We start from the raw sequence: 18,186 nt of genomic DNA on the forward strand, positions 1-18,186 counted from the left end.
AGCGGGTGTAAATAATGAGATTATTACCAGAGAAAATTTTCGATGAAAAACAAGTTATTGTCTTAGACAAAAGTCGGAAAAAAATAACGAAGCGACAAACTTCGAATTTTTATCAAATACTCCCTTTCACAACAGGAAAGAGCGATTCAATTAAAAACGCTCTTTCCGATTGGGAAAAGGAAATCGGTGCTTATTCTAGAAGACTTCTGAATGTAGAACTGTCAGCTAAGTCTTTCAATACGGATTATCTGTTAGAAGGTGTACTAGAGCGAGTCGAGAATCAACCTGAGCATGAAGATGAAATTCATACTTTCTTTAGTGAATTACTGTTACAACGGGATGGAGGGTTGAACGTTACTCATCCAAGTATGTTCATGTACATCCAAGGCAATCCTGCAACGAAAAAGAAGTTGGGTACTTTTCTAGCGGATTTGACGCAACATGCGTTAGATGAAGGAGAAATCGAAAAGATTAAACAGGTTTTTAAAGCAGGCCAAAATGAAACTCTGTTAGACAAGATGATTGTAAATTTATTACCGAGTCTAACGAACAAAGAATATAAAGCCGAGCATGCTCTTTATTCTTCATTACCAATAAAACTATTAGGAGAAGATTTTGTCTATTTAGCTGAGCATCCGCAATACTTTTTGAAAGAAATTAATAATTTATTAAAGTATTACCTACACTATATTGTTTCTCAAACAACAGTGAAAATTAATAACTTCGAGACGTCTAACTGGAATCATCCATCGAAAATGTACTACACAATTCATAACGAGACGACTGTTACTTCAAGAAGAAAAACGATGAACTCGGGGATGGGACTGTTGACGAGTGCGAGTGAAAATTTATTTGTTCATGAGTTGACGATGGCTCAGTTGAGTTGTAACTCTGTTAACCAATCATTAGAGAATGAGAAATCAAAAATCATGACATATGATGAAATTTTTCAACATTTTACTATCCTTAGTGCTACAGATCAGGTTCAATTTTTGAAAGATATTGATTTGCAGACTGAACGAATTCTTACTTATGCAGGTTTAGAGAGCAATGTGAATGACAGTCAAACTTTTAACGAAGCAGCTAAACAACTATTCAATGCGATGAAACTGACGACTCCGAAAGAAGCGCAGTCTCGTTATGGAGATCATGCAAAAAATATTGCTAAATCGCACTTTACGAAGCGTCGTGGGCGTCTTGGATATGTATTGTCTCTGAACCAGGAGATGTTAATTCTGATGTGCGCTGTAAGTTGTAAAAATGACCGAATTACATTTGTAGAACTATTAGAAAGATTAAGTAAAAGAGGCATCAACTTTGATAACGAATCATCAACTGCCCTTTTACAACTACTAGAAAAAATTAATGTTATCGATAAGAAGAGCGATAGTGGGGAGGCACAGTATGTCAAACCAATTTTATGAGTATGTAACGAAAAAAATAAATGGCCATTTTTTAGTAAACACGCCTAAGCCTGGAGATAAGTATTATTTGCAACTCGAAGAAGAGAGCCATGTTCAATATTTAAAGGAATATCTCGAGAAGGAAGCAAAAGATCAGGTTAAAGCTTTTGAATATAAATTAAACGGAGTTACTGAATATGAAACGTTTACGATTGACTACGGGACAAGTGAGTTAATCATTGCTACTCAAAGCGAAGGAATTCAACCTGACTTCTTCGTTAAACTTCGAAATTTAGTTAGTGAACAAGAAGCTGAAGGTTTAAATCGCTCATTGCTTGTTATTTATCACGGGCAACTTGATAGTATTGATGGTGGTGGAGCAAATCTTCAAAAAGAAGGGATGCCGTTAAATCCTCAAAAGATTTTAGAAGAACTTAAGCATGAATTGAAGCAAATGTCGGACAATAAAGGTGCATTGGTTGAAGTGATTAATTTTCACTTGAAGGAAATCGAAGAAGAGTTCAACTCGTTTAAAGGGGTATCATTCTTTGATTTTGAAGAAATTCTTTCTCTCATGCAAAAAACAGAACTTTCAAAGAAAGATTTTCTAAAGTTAAGGTTTTTCCACGACCAGGAGCTTGATTCGTTTATCCAAACGTCATCCAAAAAAGAGATTCGTGAACGACTTCGTGAGAACCGAGATTTATATGAATTTGTACAAGAGAGTCATTTTAATGAAACGACTGAGGCGCAATTACCGAAAAAGTTTAACGAGCAAGGTGTCAATAAACTTAAACATGATCATTGGAATGAATTAACATTGCAAGAAGTAATTAAACTCAAAGCAGAAAAGAATAAAAAAGTATTTGAGCTTGATGAAGTTACAAAAGTTAATGAGCATTCCTCGGTAGTGGTTTGGGATCGGCCACATAAAATGACAAAGACAGGAAAACGCATACGTTACATTGCAATTTTTAATCCTTCTCATGAAAGAGAAATTAATCTAAAGTTTAAATATCTTATTGAGGGTAAGGGTGTTCGGAAAAGCTTAGAACAGTCGCAAGTCAAAATTGAGTATTGTAATCCTTTACTTGAAGTAACTTCAAATGTGAAGACAAACAATCTTTATTTGACACTAACTTCAAATCAAGTTCAAAATACTGCGCAATGTACTATAAAGTACAAAGTAAAAAATGAAAGTACATTATATTCAGAGCTAAATATTATGATTTTCCCATTCTCTAATGAAGTTCTTAAGGATTATGCGGGAACTTATGAAGTGAAGCGTTTAACTGGGAACGGTACCGAGTATTTGACACTAGGCAATAAAGAAGGTGAATTACGCTTAGGTGACGGCTCACAAGAACCAATTTACCAAGATCAAGTTCTCGTTAAAGTATCCGAGGAGCCTAATATTACGTATCATTTTGATCAGGATTTGTTTGAAGACGATCAGTTTATGCAGCTAGTTGTTGGAGAGTCGCAACCAATTAATATTAAATTAAGTGTCGATGCATCAAAACCGCATCCGATTCCGAATATACGGTTGTATAAAGAAAAACGTGAGAAGCGAGCATCAATTGTACTGAGTGCGGATGAGAAATTGATTTTGAAGAATCAAATTTACTATCCCCAAAACGAGTATAAAGACTTCTTGGACTTCGAAATGGAATGGGTCAATCAAAGTATGCAAACTGCTATTCTTTCGGCAGGCGTCCTCAGTCCTATTGAATTGGAGTTTAAAGCATATTATGAATTAAGAGAAGCGTATAATCTGTTCTTAAACCACTTCAAGATTAAAAAAACTGTACCCATGTTGGCTTACTGGGATGATGAATACAAACGAGTTGCTTTAAATTATGTTCAAGCGTATGTAAAAGCGATTGAATCGATTCAAGAAGCAGATCGATTGTTTGAAGTGGGGCATTCAATCTTAAAATTAGGTGTCTTATATAATCAAAAAGAGCAAATTGTTTACTTTACTCCATTCCATCCGATTAATGTTGCATTTCAATTAGAACTTAATACGCAACTTGGAGAAGAGGAAATCTCGGAAAGTGTACTGAAACGTCTACGAGCCGATGCATTAGCCCCATATCTATGGTTTGAAGGTAAAACTTACAAGGCAGAATCCCAATCAGATTTGCCAGAGTGGATGGTGTATCGAGTAAAAGAAGAGGTTGTCGTGGCTGAAGCGGACCGCTTTTTATCTGAAGTAGTCAAAGAAAAGTTAAATCAGTTTGTCGATCATTTTACGTCACTCTTTAATCAGACAAATCAAATCGCTAGAGCACCACTTTATTTAAATGTAATTGAAATTCGTAATGATGAGATGGTACTGAAAGGTATAGTTGAATGGATGTTCCGTCAATTAAAGAATAGTTATGAGAAAAATCGAGATATAGTAATCCCCGTAGAAGTGAAACTTTATTCTGATTCAGGTCGATATAGAAGTGCTTTCGATCAATTTGCTGCAAAAGATTTTATGGAAGATGACTGGGAACAGTTCGAATATCTGTACGCACTCATTCCGAAAAACTTCATTCTCTCCCCGCAAGAAGTAGCGGAGAAAATTCAGTCGCTGATTAATCACTACCACATTCAAAATAAATCTTCTAATGATTTTGAATATGCTCATATTAGTTTCTATAAGATGAGTGGTGAAGAACAAGTAATCACAGACAAAATGGAGTATATCAAGAGTGGTAATGCCATGAATGGTTTGTATTCGACACTTGCACCGACAGTCAAAGATGGTCAGTTTAGTATGGGGTTTGGTCTTCGAGGTTATGCAATTGAGGAAGAAGACTTGTTATTACGATGTGCCAAATCATTTAATGAATTGAACGTACACATGAAAGATAACGGGAGTAGCTCATTTGCACATGGTGTAACAGCACTAGCTAGTATTACAGATGCACGCGATAGTTATAAGTTACAAAATATCTATGAAAGTTCACACTGGGTTACATTAATCGAACCTACTGTCGACTTAGGCTATTTTTCTTCTAAGCAAGGAAACCCGGATAATGAATTGATTATCATTCATTATAATGATCAATCTTCTTCTTACCGATATGATGCTATTACAGTTACGAAGAAAACAGCACAATATCAGGCAGTGATTAAAGATTACTTGAATCATGAAAAACCGGATTTGAATACAGATGAGAGTATTAAAGAAATCATTCAAACGTTCAATGTGATCAACGGAGAATGGCTACTTTCAATGATTCAACAAGGTTTAAGTAATGAAACAGCTCGTAACGTGCATAAGAGTCGTGAAAAATTCAGCTTATTGGCAGCCGTTAAATATTCATTGGCGATGTTTTCAACCGATGATATTACTTGGGTCCCAATCTCTCTTGAGGAAATTTTACGAGTGGCGAAAGCAATTGGGTTAAACCACGCGAATTCACCTTTCACTGTGAAAGCGTTAGGTAAGTCAGGTAGTTACTCAGATGATTTACTGTTGATTGGGATGCAGGAAACGGACGGTAAGTTAAAAATGCACTTCTATCCAATTGAAGTAAAAATCGGTAGAAACTTGAGTAATGTCATAGATAAAGCTAGAAACCAAGTTGTTCGAACGAAAGCTCTCTTTGATTTAGAATTAGGTGTGGGGGAAGCAGAAACTACATTCTCTCAACAATACTATCGTATGTTCTTTGCACATCTTTTCTTAGCAAATGCTAAAAAACTATTTGAAGGAAAGTTGTGGAGCGAGAGAAAACAAAATTATGACTTTGAACAGGAAAGACTTTCCGTTATCGAAAGACTGATGAAGGGCGATTATGAAATTTCGAATGAATTAACCGAGTACTTTAATAAAGGTGTTGTCGTTTCATTTAGAACAGAAGAAACAACTTCGTCTATTGAACGTGTTGAAGACGACATTCTGTTGCTTAATTTACCAGAGCAGTATGGTATAAGTGGTGGATCGTATTCGATTGAAGAAATCCGGCAGTCAATTATAGATGGGAAAAAGGATATTCCAAGAGAAGAAATGCTTTCTGAAATATACATTTAGAAATTCATTTTCTGTTAAGAAAATGAAAAGTAATTAATTTTTAGTATAAGATGAATTGTAATACTGAGTACAACACCCTATTAAAAAAAACTCATAACGACCTCGTGTAGAATAAAGTTACCACACCTTATTCAACGGAGGATTCGTTATGAACAATGTTCATGTTACCACATCAGAAAGAGTCAAAATAGAAACCTATCTCGAATTTGGATTTTCAATTCGAAAGATTTCTAAGCATCTAGGATGTCAGCCGTCTACAATTTCACGTGAGCTGAAATGAAATCCTTCCTACAACGTGATCAACGCCGGACAGCATCATGAGATGCAAAAGAAGAACTGTGACGCTTAATTTGACAAACTGTCATAATAAAAAGCGTTGTGGTGTATACGTTTCTATGGGCTAATCTAAATTATTGAGACAATATAAAAACATCTTCGGAGTGGTACACTTGAAAAAAGTACTAGTAACGGAGGTGTTTTTGTATGGGCAAAAACGTATATTCAAGCGAAGTTTTATGGGCGGTCGTGAAATACAAACTGAACGGTGAGTTGACGACGAGAGAAATCATGGAGAAACACGGGGGCAAAACAAATCTCAAATCGATACGTGGATGAGATGGTATCGATTAATCGAACTCTATTGGTTCGACCAACAGAGCGGGAAACAGAATACCTATGCGCACTGTCCTGAATCCGCGAGTAAGGACGACAAGAAGGAACGATAACTGTCTCATCTGAAGATAGAGAACGACATCTTAAAAAGTACATGGAAATCGAAAGCGAGTTGAAAAAGAGGTCGTTCTGAAAATCGTTAAACTTATGAGGAAAAAATATACTGTCACGAGCATTCTGAATATGCTAGGCGTGCCGCGTGCGTTGGTACGTGAAGGGAGTCGTGAAGCCCCTTAGGTGCTAGAAGAGGCGATCATCGAACTCTTTAAGCTGTCGAAGTATCGAAACGGGCACTGGAAAATCAAGATCCTGTTAGAGCAAACCTATCGGTTGTCAGTCAATCGGAACACCGAATCATGAAGAAGTACTATCTCCAGTGCCGGATTAAACCCAAGCACATTTGGAAATCGTAGGGCGAGCGTGTTATCTTAGCCCCCGACCTTCTCCAGCGAGACTTCACGACCAGTGGACCGAATTAGAAGTGGGTGACGGACATCACCTATATCCAATACGGCAGTACGACGAAATATCACTCTACCATCATGGACCTATTCAACAATGAGATTGTCGCCTACAAGATATAGGAGCACCAACAGACGCCCCTCATCAAGGATACGTTAAAGATGGCGCTAGTGAACCAGGACCATCCCTAAGGGGTCATCATCCATTCCGATCAGGGAAGTGTCTATACGTCCTATCCCTTCCAAGAGTTGTGAAGAGGAATCGCTTGGTCAGCATTATGTCCCGTAGAGGCCATTGTTGGGACAAAGCGGTGATTGAGTCATTCTATTCAAACTTGAAGTCTGAGGAGTTCCAGTACGTCAAATTCAACTCACTCGAAGATCACGAGGTCTACGAACTGGTGACACACTATTTGAATTACTGTAACGAGGAACGGATTAAAGAAAAATTAGGCTACCTGATACCATTAAAATACGGTGTACAAGCAGCCTAACCAAGGTGTTTTATATGTTCTCATATCGCTATGTCAGTCTACTACAAAGCTTTTTGATATAATATAAATTAATTTGAAATTAAGTCATCTAGTACCGCATTTACTTCGTCTTTGGTCAAAGAAAGTAAAGTTGATAGCCTTTCTATAAGTTGTTCTCTTTGTCCGGATGTGAGAGTTGAGTTATTATTTTTTTTCTCAAATATAAATAAATTAATTAAGTTTAGAGGAGTTTTATTATTAAGAATCATTTTATTATCTTGCTCATTCCAAATAACTCCTTTCCACGGATAGCAACTCATATTCATCTGTACGTCACTATAACAACCTAGGATTTCTGAGTATGTTATCGAATCATGCATTTGTTTTATATTTGAAACTGACTTAATGAATGATGAAAGTCCTACTGGTCTAAATAATAGATTACCACCATTTCGATTACGAAATTCTGCAGCGGGATACTCCTCTGAACTATTAGCATAGTTATCCAATATATCAAAGCTAGACGTTACATGATTCCAAAAAGATATACAATAATTTTGAAATTCTCTTATTATTGAATCCGATGGACGACTTGTTTTAAAATCCGAATTTTTTTTTGTTATACCTTTATCTTTCAAAAAATTACTTAACAAAAAGTTGTTACAATCATATAGAGTTTCAATTGTGGTAAAAGATATTTGATCATTTTCTTGTAAAGTACGCTCTAAACTAATTTTTTTCCCATTAAAGAGGTCATGATTATCAACCAGATATCTAGTTGTGATAGCTACTAAATCGTCTTCATCCAGTGCGATAATATCACTCTTTTTTACTGGTTTGGCATATCTATTCAGTGTAGTAAATAACCTTCTAGTTCTTTTTAATCCTTCTGGTGTATTACTATGACCAATAAAAATTACTGAGATTTGATTATCTTTTAAATTACTATTATCATCTAAAGCTGCCTTTATTCCCTCTACTCGATGTTGCCCGTCGACTGGGAAAATAATTTCATGTCCTGTAAAATCTAAAAGTCCCATTTGACCATATCTCACATTTTCATGCTCAAAATCAATTTCTAAAAATTGAGGATCTCCTTCGTAAACTGCTAAAACAATTGAGTTGAAAAATCTGTCTTCATGAGTATCAATATATTTTTTTATGTTGATATAATTTTCTGTGATGCTTCTTTGTATGAGTTCACTCAGTCTCTCAGACTTATGTAATTGATTATCAATTTTACGAACATTAGTTGAAATTTCTTCAAACGTCATTGTAGAACTATAATAATTCCAATCACCCATCCGTAAATTAAGGGCTGGTAGTCGCATTTTAGTCATATTTTTCTCCTTTTAAAACATTTTCACAGCATCTTTGATGGAAACGTTATCAATGCGAGAGTTAAACTCGGGCAAAATTGTTCCAATTAACCATTTTTCAAGATCATCAATTAGTTGATTATCTGAAAGTTCAGTGTAGTATATATAGAGATGTGGTCCCCATGTATCTACCATTCGTTTAATTTTCGGTCTAGTTGTAGCGTTTTTGTATGTTTTGCATCTAGACCTTAAACTATAATTACCATCAGAATTTCTCGCTCGTCCAATGTAAAGAGGGTATTTAACTAATTCTGGTAATATATCGGACTTAACTTGAAACATATAAAGGCCGCCAGTATTGTTTGGAATATTATTAATTTGACTGTGGAAGTTTTCGCCAGTATCGTCTAAAAATTTAATTTCTTTCCACTCTAATGTTTCTAAATTATAGTTAACAGCAAGTCCTTCTGGTTCCGAAATAGTTGGGATTGCTAAATGTATTTGAAGTCTTTTTTTACTTAGATAATCAAAAGCTTCCATCTGTAAATACCTCTTCCTTTTTTTGGTATGATAAGTAAGTAATGATTATATGATTTAAGTGGTGGATATTTTAAAAAAAGACTTAGCTATTTATAGTTGATTAAAAATCTCTAAATCTTTTGGTTCAATGTTTGACGATAGGGAAAATCGAATGGATGATCGTACTTCATCTAATGACAATCCAATCGCTTGAAGTACATGGCTTGGTTTACTGGAGCTACATGCAGATCCAGTTGAGACCGCCATGACAGGTGCTAGCTGTTTCACAAGTACTTCATTATTAATCCCGATAAATTGAACATTCACAATTCCCGGTATTTTATCAGTATGATCACTATTGAAGCGTATGTTCGATCCAAATTTTTGAGATAAAAGTTGAACCAACTGATGTTCAAGTTTTTGCAATTTCTGAATGTTCTTAGACAAGGATGCCTGATGCATTTCAGCTGCTTTTCCCATTCCCACAATTAGAGGAACAGCAAGAGTCCCGCCTCGAATGCCTTGCTCTTGGCCACCACCATGAATAAGTGGTGTCAATTTTCTTGGAATCCCGTCCTCATCTTTTTTCAAATAAGCAATTCCAATACCTTTTGGACCGTTGAACTTATGCGCAGAAGCTGATAAGAAATGAACGTTCGTCAGTTCTGACAGGTCGATTCTCATCTTTCCGACGACATGTGTGGCATCGGTGTGAAAGAGCGCACCATATTGAGCAACTAGTTCAGAAGCTCTCTTAATGTCATTTAACGACCCTAACTCGTTATTTCCCCAAATGATTGAAACGAGTGAAGTAGGGCGTTTTTTTAGTAAAGACTCTAATTCAGAAAAATTGATTCTACCAAATTGATCGACTGACAAGTATTCAACGTGAATATTCAGTTGCTCATTTAAATACTTTGCGATTTCTAAATTAGATGAATGTTCGGCTACCGTGGTAATCACTTGATGGTCCGGTAAAGTTGAACTAACACTCTTTAAAATCCAGTTGTTACTTTCGGTCGCTCCCGAAGTAAAATACAGCTCGGTAGAAGAACAGTTAAGAAATTTACCTAACTGTTCTCGAGCATGTTCAACAGCGTTCTTAGAGTTTTCTGCCAGTGAATAATACTTGCTCGAAGGATTCCCGAACTCTTCAAGAAAATAGGGGAGCATCTCTTCAAGTACTTCTGGATACACAGGTGTCGTTGAGCTGTTGTCTAGATAAAGCATGTTATCCCTCCTGGAGAGCCAATAACTCTCTTAAGAATTGATTGGTACTTCTAGAAAATTGGAACATTTGATAAAGCTCTTCGGCACCTCTAGTAATATGTGAATTAAAGTAATCAGGAAAATACCGTTCTTCCTCTATGTGCTGTTTAGCATGTTGAAGAATCATCATTTTAAACATCTCGTCGTGTTCTCCCGTTAAAGTGGCACGATTTATTTCAAAATTAGAAATGGGCTGACCTTTAACGCTAGGTGGAGTTTTTTCGTTTTTTAATGATATTCCAACGGCGAAACGAGCTAGGATGTTCGGTGTGATATGAGTTGAGTTTGCAATCTCTTTAAAATAGAGATGCGTTTGTTCAGTTAATTTAAGACGGTAGTTCATGAGTTTTTCACCTGCGCGTTTTCAAATTCAAAATACGATGGAATGACTCGTGTTTCTAAATGTTCATTATCAAACTGAAGACTATACTCTTTAGAAATCGATGGTTTGAGTACGTCGTAGTAATCTTTGCTAATTTCTGAGTCTGTAGATAGCACTAACACTTGTTCACCAAAGTTAGGAAGTAAGTTACGTAAAATGTTATAACGGTGATCTCGATCTAATCGGCCTAACAATGTATCGAAGATAAATGGCATTTGATTTTCGGAAACTTTGAAAATTGCCCAGATTAATGAAAGAAGTAGAATCTGTTTCTCACCAGAAGATAGCGTAGCTACAGAAATTTGAGACTGGTCTTTAGATGACAAAGTTAACGAGAAGTCTTCGGGTAGAATCGATAGCTTATCTACGTAATCTTCTTTACGCATCAATGTTTTTAACATGCGTAACGCATTTTCTTCAACACTCCGAATGACTTTATATCGCTGTTGAAGTTTGAAGTCTTCTAGTAAAGCTAATGTTGAAGTCGCATTTTGCGATAATAAGCTCGATTTTGAAGTGATTTTCTCGATTTCTTGTTGAAGTGAGGCGTTTTCTTCCACTAACATCGAGTACTGATTTTGGAGCTCTTCTTCAAGTTTAACAATACGTTCTAACTGCTCGTTCAAATGAAGATGACTAACTTTGAGTTGATTCAATTCCTCAAATTGTTTTTCAAAATCCGCATGATTTTCTTCTCGAATCACTAGTTTTCTTCGTAATATCTTCAGTTCCTCTATGATTTCGTCATCGCGATTAATGTTTGCCAAGAGAGATGAGGAAGATTGAGCGTTTACTGAAGAAATCATATTTTCAACTTTTGCCTTCGAACCGAACGAAGCGTCATGAATAATTTCAGTTTTCGGAACAGCCGTTTTTAAAGCCGCATTGAATTCATTCTTCAGTGAATCATGTCCTACAGATCCTCCTAAATTACGTGAAACATTCTTATAGAACTCATCGGTGAAGACTTTTTCTAAATCTTCTACACTTCTTATCAATAGTTCTGATTCTACTTGTTCTGCAGCTTTTTCAAGCAAGTGATGATTGATAGAAAAGGCGTAGTACTCATTGAAAAAGTCTGACGTAGATTGCTTTAATTTCTGTCGTTCTTGTTCTAGGTTTCTTATTTCCTCTTTCAATTTTGCTTCTTCTTCTTTACTAATCACGTCGTGTGCGCGTAACGATTCAGAGAAGGCAGTGATTTCGGCTTCACTAACTTCGATCTTCTGAAGAAGCTGAGATTTATCGACTTGAACGTTTTGCAATTTTTGTTCGGATTCACTTAGCTGTTTTTTAAGCTCATCTAAACGTTTTGATTTATCTTTAGATAGCTTAGTCTTGGCTTCGTCTCGTACAAGTGATTCGATTGTTTCCGTTAATAAATCTGGAATCTCTAATTTAAATGCACTTTTCATCAAATCATCTAGGTACTCAGACAGTTTCCCTTCATTAATAATTTGATTAATTGTCTCTCCATCAAATAATGAGACATTAAACAAATAGAGGGGAGTACGTTCTAAGAATAATGAATAGACTTGACTCTTGTCCTTCTCTGCTAGTGCAAAGGTATTTGCATCACGATAGATGTTAAAGTATTCTTTAATATTCTTAGCGTCGATTCCCCATGATCGTTCAAATAAATAGCGTGATGTAGTTTGATTCGTTGTTGTTGTAAACGTAATTTGGATTTTTGAAATTTGTTTAGTGGTACTATATCTTTCTCGTTGATCTCTTACTTCGCTATTGATTAACTTCTCAATTTCTTTGAAGTAGGATGGAGTAGGTGCTTTAATCCCAAACGCCTGACTACCATATAATCCAGTGCGAAGTGCGTTTAAAAAGGTTGTTTTACCCGCTCCATTTTTCCCGCCGATTAAAATAACATTTTTATTAGAGTTTTCATTCTTGAAATCAAATGTTTGATTTTTATATGCTCCAATATTCTTTAAGACAATCGATTCAATCTTCATCTCTCTCTAAAACTCCTTGCTCTTTGTAAAGGCTTAAATAGTCTTGGCTCAATAGCGCAGCGACATCTTTATTAAATCCTCGTTTAACCTTTACACCTAGAAAATCATTTGCTGTTGTAAATAGTTTTTGAACCATATTGAAATCAAGACCATACTTTTGAGAAAGAAGTTCTAAATCATTCGCTTGGTCACTTGTTAGAATCTGACGATCATCATGTTCCCAATCCAGATCGACGCCGAATACTTCGCGATAAAGTTCTGGTAACGTATCGTTCCAATCACCTTCACGGAGCCATAAGCGACGAATTGCTCGTAACTCATCATCCTGAATTAATTTGTACTCGACTGAATTTGGAACTTTTAAATCACGTTGTAAAATCAATAAGTCGCGCATTAGTTCAGTTCTAGTAGCTAGCGTGAAAGGACCAAGACCAAGGTGTGAGTATACAGATTGCCCATCCTCGTTTGTTTCGGTAACGACAAACTGAATATTGAACTCTTCAGGTTTGCTCAAGTCAATATTGTGTTTTGCGATAAATTGACTTAATTGTGCTTTAGGAACGGCAAGAACAGACTCATCAGTCAAATCTTCAATTCGGTCAACTACTTTATGAGAAGTGGCAGCACGACCGCCTTTTTTCTTTTGAACAATATAGATTCCATCTTCTTTGATTTCATGTTGAACTTCTAATAAATAGAAGGCACCATTCATTCGTTTATGCATTCGTTTAGAACGGTCGTCACGAATGAGAACCATTTTATTGCGGAACTTCAATAATGGTTTTAACCAGTCATGTTCACCAGTTTGAATAAAGCCAGTAAGCGATTTATCTTGATTGACAACCGTACACGTCCAGCAACCGAAACGGCTATTCCCACAAGAACCAGCACTTTCTTTAATGTTTTGGTCAACGACTAATGGACATTCGCTACTTGAATCCATGTACATTTTCTGTAGCTTATGATGGTCTTCCCCCCACGGAGCTGGGTTTTGAAGAAGGTAGCTCCATACATCATCTAGAACAAATTCTTTAATTGGGGCAAATACATAAGCATTCGCTAATGATGTGTGTCGCATCAATTCGCTACCTGAAATCTCATGGTCTTTTATTGATTGGCCTCGGCTCGTGCTCTCAGATGAACGGACACCAAGTACCATAATGATTTCGCCGTATTTTGACACTTTATCTTTAATGAAGCGGTTAGCAGGGTCGATTTTAAGACGATCTGTACACCATCTAAACGTTTGGTTCGGAGTAGGGTAGCCGCGTCCGATAATATTCGTCCAAAAGGTTTTTTCTGTAAGTGGTTTAACTTTTTGTGTTTCAATAGGGAGATTGTATTTTAAAGCGGCTTCTTGCATGCGGTGTAGAGAGCCGTTAATCATGGAAACGACGAGTGGGTTTTCTACCAAAGTGTCAGAAGAAATGATAAATACCTTCTTATGCAACTGTTCTGGTGAAAGCTCTAGCAACGCTTCGAAAATGAGTTGAGTCGTTAGTGTAGAATCTTTTCCGCCACTAAATCCGACCACCCATGGACGTGTGTCATTTAAATACACACGTTTGATCAAATCGATGGAGCGTCTAGAAACAGTATCTCCTTCATGCTGAGTAAATAAGTTACTAATAATACCTTGTGTCATAAATTGTCATCCTCTCGTGCCAAAACAGTCATAATACGTTCATGCTTGATTATTGTTGATCGAAATCTTTCTCTTCTTTCGTGAGCTTGATGCCGATTAGCGATTTGATTCGTATGGCAGTCAATCGAATAGTGTAGTTGTTCTTTAAAATTCTGCCGTTTTCGTTAAAGGCACGACCTTTCCAATCTTTTTCGTTTGAACGGCTCCAATCAATATCTTTAAATTTTGTAAGGTAGGCTGTCCATGTATCAGGTTTTTGTTCAATTAAAGAGCGCGCAACTTCAGCCGCTGCTTCGATAAATAAACCTTGACCCGCAATTGAAATCATACGTAAATCACGAGGGGAGATTTCTTTATTAAATACTTGTTCCCATTCATGAATACTATTGCATAGAGTTAGCCAAAACGTTTTGATGTTCAATGCGTCTTCTTCAGTTAAAAGAGCACCTTTTTTCTTATTAATTAGTCGTTTATTTGCATTATAAATATGATTTAACGCTAAAAGTTTTGGTGAATTCTTGGAGAGGGACGTTTTCTCCATTTCTGTATACCGTTTTAACAACGGAATCTCTTCAACGATTTCTTTAGTTAGGAGCGATAACTGATCACGATGATCATATAAAATACCGATAGATGACGTTGTGTTAACGGCATGTCGATTCAAATCTGAAAAGATTTGTTGAGACCGTTCTAGACCTTCATCATGAAAGAATACAACAGAAATTGTTTCATTACCTAATTCAGGCATAATTTTTAAAGCCTCTTCAATCGCTGCTCTCCGGTGTTGACCATCATTTATTAAAAAACGAGAATCTAATGCGATCGAGAGCTTGCCTAAGTCTTTAAAGTTCGGCTCATCCGAAAAAGGAGTGAACTGAATTTCACCATCAATGGAAGCTGTAAGTGATGAAAATACATAGTCCTTAGACTGATCTACAATGTAATTTGTGATATCTGGGACTCGAGATTTATTCAAAATTCGCTGTGAGCGATATTGTGGTGGGACTTCCTCTTCATCGAATAAGAAGATTTTTGGAATCAGTTTTAACGGGCACATAACGACAAAATATTCTTTTTCTGCCTGTTTTCCTCGTAATGCGGGGAAGTTATAGCTGAAATTAGGATCCATAAGATGTCCTCCTTTATTTAAAATTACGTACGTAATTTTAAATAAATACAATGTTTTAATACAAAAAGTCTAACATAAGTGTTCGTATGAAAAAAGCGAACAGCTCAACAAAATATAGAAATTTTCGTAATAAAAATCTCAGCGAAATCGCTGAGATTATACGGAAAGAAGTTTAATTAAAAATTCTTCTTCAAAGATTGCATCATCTGATTCGAGCAACGAAGCGATGTCTCTCACACCTAATTCAATAAAGCGCTTCATATGATCTCGAATAATTTTCTCGTCATCGATTTCTTTTTGGAGCTCGTTGATAATAAGGTGTTTAGCAAGTAAGTAATCATTTCCATTAATGATTGAGCCCATTTCCCATGCGCTTGAACTCAATTCGGTAGGGAGTACAGATGAAACGGAGTGATTTTCAATTCCGTGCATCAGACTTAGTTTAACAACAAATGGTCTCGTGTCTTTCGGAACGTAATGTTCGATGTGTCCAATAATGGTATCGATTCGATTCTTACTTATTTGTGACAATTTAATTCCTTTAGAATCCATAATATTATCCTTTCACTAATTCGAAATAACCTTCGCGAATAAGCGTATATTTCTCTTTTTGGTTGTAGTCCAACATGATTTGTTTTGAAGTATATTCCTTCATCAACTCTACATATTCCGGAGTGATTTCCGTATCAGTTGAGAGAATCACAACTTGTTTACTGAGATGTTTATAGAAATGTTCGACTAGATTTTTGCGATGATAGCTGTCTAAGCGACCAAGTGGCGTATCGATAATCATAGGCAAATCTAAATCAGCTGCTTTGATCATTCCCCAAATAAATGCAGAGGAGATAATTTGCATTTCACCGGCTGAACGTTCTTCCACTGAAATTTCGGCGCCGCGCTCATTTTCAATGCGTATCATCATTTTACGGCGATCAACGAAAGCACGCCCGAATTCATCTTGTTTTCTCATAAGTTTGTTCAACATCAGATCGAATTGTTCACTAATCAAATCAATTTTCCAGTCTAGTACTTTTGTTGAATACTCATCAATTGCTTCTTTGATTTTTCCATAAAGCTGTACATCATCAGCTAAGTCGATTGCATTTGTTGCAGTAGACTTTGTTCCTTTTAGCTTTGATTCTAGAGAACGAATTTCTTGAATACACTCTTGTTCTTTCTTTTTAATGTTGAGATAAATGCTCTTAGTTTTACCGAGCACCTCAGTAATTTCTTGAATCTTTTTATCTTCTTCATCAACACTGACTGCAGAAGGGGCTAAATCAACTTTTTGCTGAAGCTGATCAATTGAATGCTTAAGATTCTTTTCTTTCTTGACCAGTTCAACAATCATTTCCTTAGTGCGAGATGCGTCTACATTCATAATCAGTCTACGGTCATTTGGCGAAAGGTCGTGCCAAATTTGCTGATTTTCTGAAGTAGTAGAAGCTTTATAATTCTCCTTCGATAACCAAATATTCTTACCAATTTCCTCAACCTGATGCAGTTGTTCTTCAGTCAATGGTGGATTGATTGGCTCTGAGAGAAGTTTAGACATAAATAGGTGATAAGGTGCTAAAATCTGTTCCACGCGTTGCTGATCAGATGTAAATTGTTGTTCAAGAGTCAGTCGTTTTTTTAATGCATCAATTTTTTTAGATGCAAATGAAGGAATTCCCTTCTCAGAAAACAACTTAGAAATTTGCTCCAAAACTTGAGTATGCTGTGCTTTTAAAGAACTCATGGTTGAAACAAATTGTTCTCTCGACTCGTTGTTCTGCATGAGCTTCTCGTTTCGAAGTTTCTTAAAGTGATCGAGTTGTTTATTGTATGTTGATACTCGACTCTCGGCTTTATTTCGTTTTTCTGTAAGCTCATGTAATTGTTCTTTGAGTGTAGTTATTTTCTTGTTGAATTTTAACAACTCGGTACTTTTCTGAGCGATAGCTAATTCGTTGACTTTCTTTGAATAGATTTTGTCTAAGTCACCTTTTAACTCGTTAAAATAAGACATTCCGTTCATCCGTCTGATTGTCGCTTTAAAGTCGGCAGAATTTCTAGAAGAAATAATGCGTCGGATTTCTTCCCCATCAAAAATTAAGAATTGAGAAGCTTCAAATGGGATTAATTTATCAATGGTACGGTTGAAATCATCTACGTTGTGTGAACCAATCTGTTCGTTACGTTTTGGACGAGCTGCACCAATCGTTCGCTTACTGAACGTCTTACTTTCAGACACAACTTGTTTTTTACTATTGTATTGCCAAACGACTTTAATTTCGTAATGGTGCCCATCTCCAGGTTCGAAAACGAGAGAAGCACTAGCTTCGCGACCACCTTGTTCGAAGAATGAATTGTTAATTGTATTTGTAAACTGTTGTTGAAACTCCGTATCGGTCATGCCACGCTTGCCATATAATAAGTAACGAACTGCTTTTAAAATGGTTGTTTTTCCAGCGCCATTCAAACCACCAATCAGAACGATGTTTTTGTCATCTGTGTGTGTATCAAAGTTAATTGTTTGAGAATTTAAGTATGTTTTGTAATTATTTAATTGAATACGAACAAGTTTCAACCCAGATTTTTTATTAGATGATGTGGAATGTGTTAATGAGTTCCCTTTTTTAATTAGATATTTCAATTCTTCTTCTAATTCTTTTTGGCGTTTAGTCGGAGACGTAGCTTCACCATAATAATTAGCTTTTGAAGTGGTGAGAATATTTTGAAGGAGACTAGGTGATAGCTGATGATGAGAAGATACTTCTTCTAAAATTTCTAATTCACTTGAGTAACGCTTTTGAGTCATATCGATTTCCTTTCTTCCAAACATGAGATATTCAGGTCTATATTCCTATTATAAAGGAAATACAACTAAAAACCTGTAACTTTTTTAGAAAGGGTATGGATAAATTAGGTA

The 18,186-nt window shown here is 36.1% G+C and carries 13 protein-coding genes and 1 pseudogene; 5 read left to right on the forward strand and 9 right to left on the reverse strand.

From position 1 onward, the window contains the following. Nucleotides 1-14 precede the first annotated feature (14 nt). The 5 genes and pseudogenes from dptG (at nucleotide 15) to KNO78_RS00855 (ending at nucleotide 7,060) form a co-directional block, all read left to right on the forward strand. A complete protein-coding gene (dptG, locus tag KNO78_RS00840; RefSeq protein WP_214691177.1) occupies nucleotides 15-1,424 on the forward strand; it encodes a DNA phosphorothioation-dependent restriction protein DptG in 1,410 nt (469 codons plus the stop codon). After that, a complete protein-coding gene (dptH, locus tag KNO78_RS00845) occupies nucleotides 1,405-5,433 on the forward strand; it encodes a DNA phosphorothioation-dependent restriction protein DptH (RefSeq protein WP_214691176.1) in 4,029 nt (1,342 codons plus the stop codon). The genes dptG and dptH overlap by 20 nt, the downstream gene beginning before the upstream one ends. A 148-nt stretch (nucleotides 5,434-5,581) precedes the next feature. After that, a pseudogene (locus KNO78_RS00850) lies at nucleotides 5,582-5,710 on the forward strand (helix-turn-helix domain-containing protein); the annotation flags it as partial. Nucleotides 5,711-5,916: 206 nt separating this feature from the next. Next, entirely contained in the window at nucleotides 5,917-6,048 is a 132-nt protein-coding gene (locus KNO78_RS15600) for a hypothetical protein (protein WP_256443641.1), read from the forward strand. A gap of 784 nt (nucleotides 6,049-6,832) precedes the next feature. Continuing rightward, nucleotides 6,833-7,060 carry an IS3 family transposase gene (locus tag KNO78_RS00855; protein WP_214691174.1) on the forward strand — a complete coding sequence of 76 codons (228 nt, stop codon included), beginning with the start codon at nucleotides 6,833-6,835 and terminating at the stop codon, nucleotides 7,058-7,060. A gap of 68 nt (nucleotides 7,061-7,128) precedes the next feature. Here KNO78_RS00855 and KNO78_RS00860 read toward each other — a convergent pair whose 3' ends face one another. The 9 genes from KNO78_RS00860 to dndD (KNO78_RS00900) all read right to left on the reverse strand — a co-directional run bounded on the left by KNO78_RS00860 (nucleotide 7,129) and on the right by dndD (KNO78_RS00900) (nucleotide 18,075). Next, nucleotides 7,129-8,379 (reverse strand): DNA sulfur modification protein DndB, encoded by a 1,251-nt coding sequence (locus tag KNO78_RS00860; protein WP_214691173.1) that lies wholly within the window; start codon nucleotides 8,377-8,379, stop codon nucleotides 7,129-7,131. A 12-nt stretch (nucleotides 8,380-8,391) separates the two neighbouring features. Next, a complete protein-coding gene (locus tag KNO78_RS00865; RefSeq protein ID WP_214691172.1) occupies nucleotides 8,392-8,898 on the reverse strand; it encodes a hypothetical protein in 507 nt (168 codons plus the stop codon). A 90-nt stretch (nucleotides 8,899-8,988) separates the two neighbouring features. Next, nucleotides 8,989-10,107 carry a cysteine desulfurase family protein gene (locus tag KNO78_RS00870; RefSeq protein ID WP_214691171.1) on the reverse strand — a complete coding sequence of 373 codons (1,119 nt, stop codon included), beginning with the start codon at nucleotides 10,105-10,107 and terminating at the stop codon, nucleotides 8,989-8,991. 1 nt (nucleotide 10,108) lies between these two features. After that, nucleotides 10,109-10,489 (reverse strand): DndE family protein, encoded by a 381-nt coding sequence (locus KNO78_RS00875; RefSeq protein WP_214691170.1) that lies wholly within the window; start codon nucleotides 10,487-10,489, stop codon nucleotides 10,109-10,111. Then, nucleotides 10,486-12,498 carry a DNA sulfur modification protein DndD gene (dndD, locus tag KNO78_RS00880; protein WP_214691169.1) on the reverse strand — a complete coding sequence of 671 codons (2,013 nt, stop codon included), beginning with the start codon at nucleotides 12,496-12,498 and terminating at the stop codon, nucleotides 10,486-10,488. The genes KNO78_RS00875 and dndD (KNO78_RS00880) overlap by 4 nt, the downstream gene beginning before the upstream one ends. Further along, on the reverse strand, nucleotides 12,488-14,143 hold the full coding sequence (gene dndC, locus KNO78_RS00885; protein ID WP_214691168.1) for a DNA phosphorothioation system sulfurtransferase DndC: 1,656 nt from the start codon (nucleotides 14,141-14,143) through the stop codon (nucleotides 12,488-12,490). Before dndC ends, dndD (KNO78_RS00880) begins: the two co-directional genes overlap by 11 nt. A 49-nt stretch (nucleotides 14,144-14,192) precedes the next feature. Further along, the gene (gene dndB, locus KNO78_RS00890; RefSeq protein WP_214691167.1) at nucleotides 14,193-15,272 is read right to left on the reverse strand and encodes a DNA sulfur modification protein DndB; all 1,080 of its coding nucleotides are present in this window, start codon (nucleotides 15,270-15,272) and stop codon (nucleotides 14,193-14,195) included. A gap of 156 nt (nucleotides 15,273-15,428) precedes the next feature. Beyond that, a complete protein-coding gene (locus KNO78_RS00895) occupies nucleotides 15,429-15,824 on the reverse strand; it encodes a hypothetical protein (RefSeq protein WP_211781517.1) in 396 nt (131 codons plus the stop codon). Nucleotides 15,825-15,828: 4 nt separating this feature from the next. After that, nucleotides 15,829-18,075 carry a DNA sulfur modification protein DndD gene (dndD, locus tag KNO78_RS00900; protein WP_214691166.1) on the reverse strand — a complete coding sequence of 749 codons (2,247 nt, stop codon included), beginning with the start codon at nucleotides 18,073-18,075 and terminating at the stop codon, nucleotides 15,829-15,831. Nucleotides 18,076-18,186 lie beyond the last annotated feature (111 nt).

Origin of the sequence: Exiguobacterium sp. s132 (genome assembly GCF_018617235.1) — a bacterium.
Lineage (GTDB): Bacteria > Bacillota > Bacilli > Exiguobacteriales > Exiguobacteriaceae > Exiguobacterium > Exiguobacterium profundum.

What these genes read in the sequence shown, in the direction of transcription:
- dndB (WP_214691167.1), bottom strand. Translation starts at nt 15,272, where the DNA reads ATGGATCCTAATTTCAGCTATAACTTCCCCGCATTACGAGGAAAACAG.
- dptH (WP_214691176.1), top strand. Translation starts at nt 1,405, where the DNA reads ATGTCAAACCAATTTTATGAGTATGTAACGAAAAAAATAAATGGCCAT.
- dptG (WP_214691177.1), top strand. Translation starts at nt 15, where the DNA reads ATGAGATTATTACCAGAGAAAATTTTCGATGAAAAACAAGTTATTGTC.
- KNO78_RS00875 (WP_214691170.1), bottom strand. Translation starts at nt 10,489, where the DNA reads ATGAACTACCGTCTTAAATTAACTGAACAAACGCATCTCTATTTTAAA.
- KNO78_RS15600 (WP_256443641.1), top strand. Translation starts at nt 5,917, where the DNA reads ATGGGCAAAAACGTATATTCAAGCGAAGTTTTATGGGCGGTCGTGAAA.
- KNO78_RS00895 (WP_211781517.1), bottom strand. Translation starts at nt 15,824, where the DNA reads ATGGATTCTAAAGGAATTAAATTGTCACAAATAAGTAAGAATCGAATC.
- KNO78_RS00865 (WP_214691172.1), bottom strand. Translation starts at nt 8,898, where the DNA reads ATGGAAGCTTTTGATTATCTAAGTAAAAAAAGACTTCAAATACATTTA.
- dndD (WP_214691169.1), bottom strand. Translation starts at nt 12,498, where the DNA reads ATGAAGATTGAATCGATTGTCTTAAAGAATATTGGAGCATATAAAAAT.
- KNO78_RS00870 (WP_214691171.1), bottom strand. Translation starts at nt 10,107, where the DNA reads ATGCTTTATCTAGACAACAGCTCAACGACACCTGTGTATCCAGAAGTA.
- dndD (WP_214691166.1), bottom strand. Translation starts at nt 18,075, where the DNA reads ATGACTCAAAAGCGTTACTCAAGTGAATTAGAAATTTTAGAAGAAGTA.
- KNO78_RS00860 (WP_214691173.1), bottom strand. Translation starts at nt 8,379, where the DNA reads ATGACTAAAATGCGACTACCAGCCCTTAATTTACGGATGGGTGATTGG.
- dndC (WP_214691168.1), bottom strand. Translation starts at nt 14,143, where the DNA reads ATGACACAAGGTATTATTAGTAACTTATTTACTCAGCATGAAGGAGAT.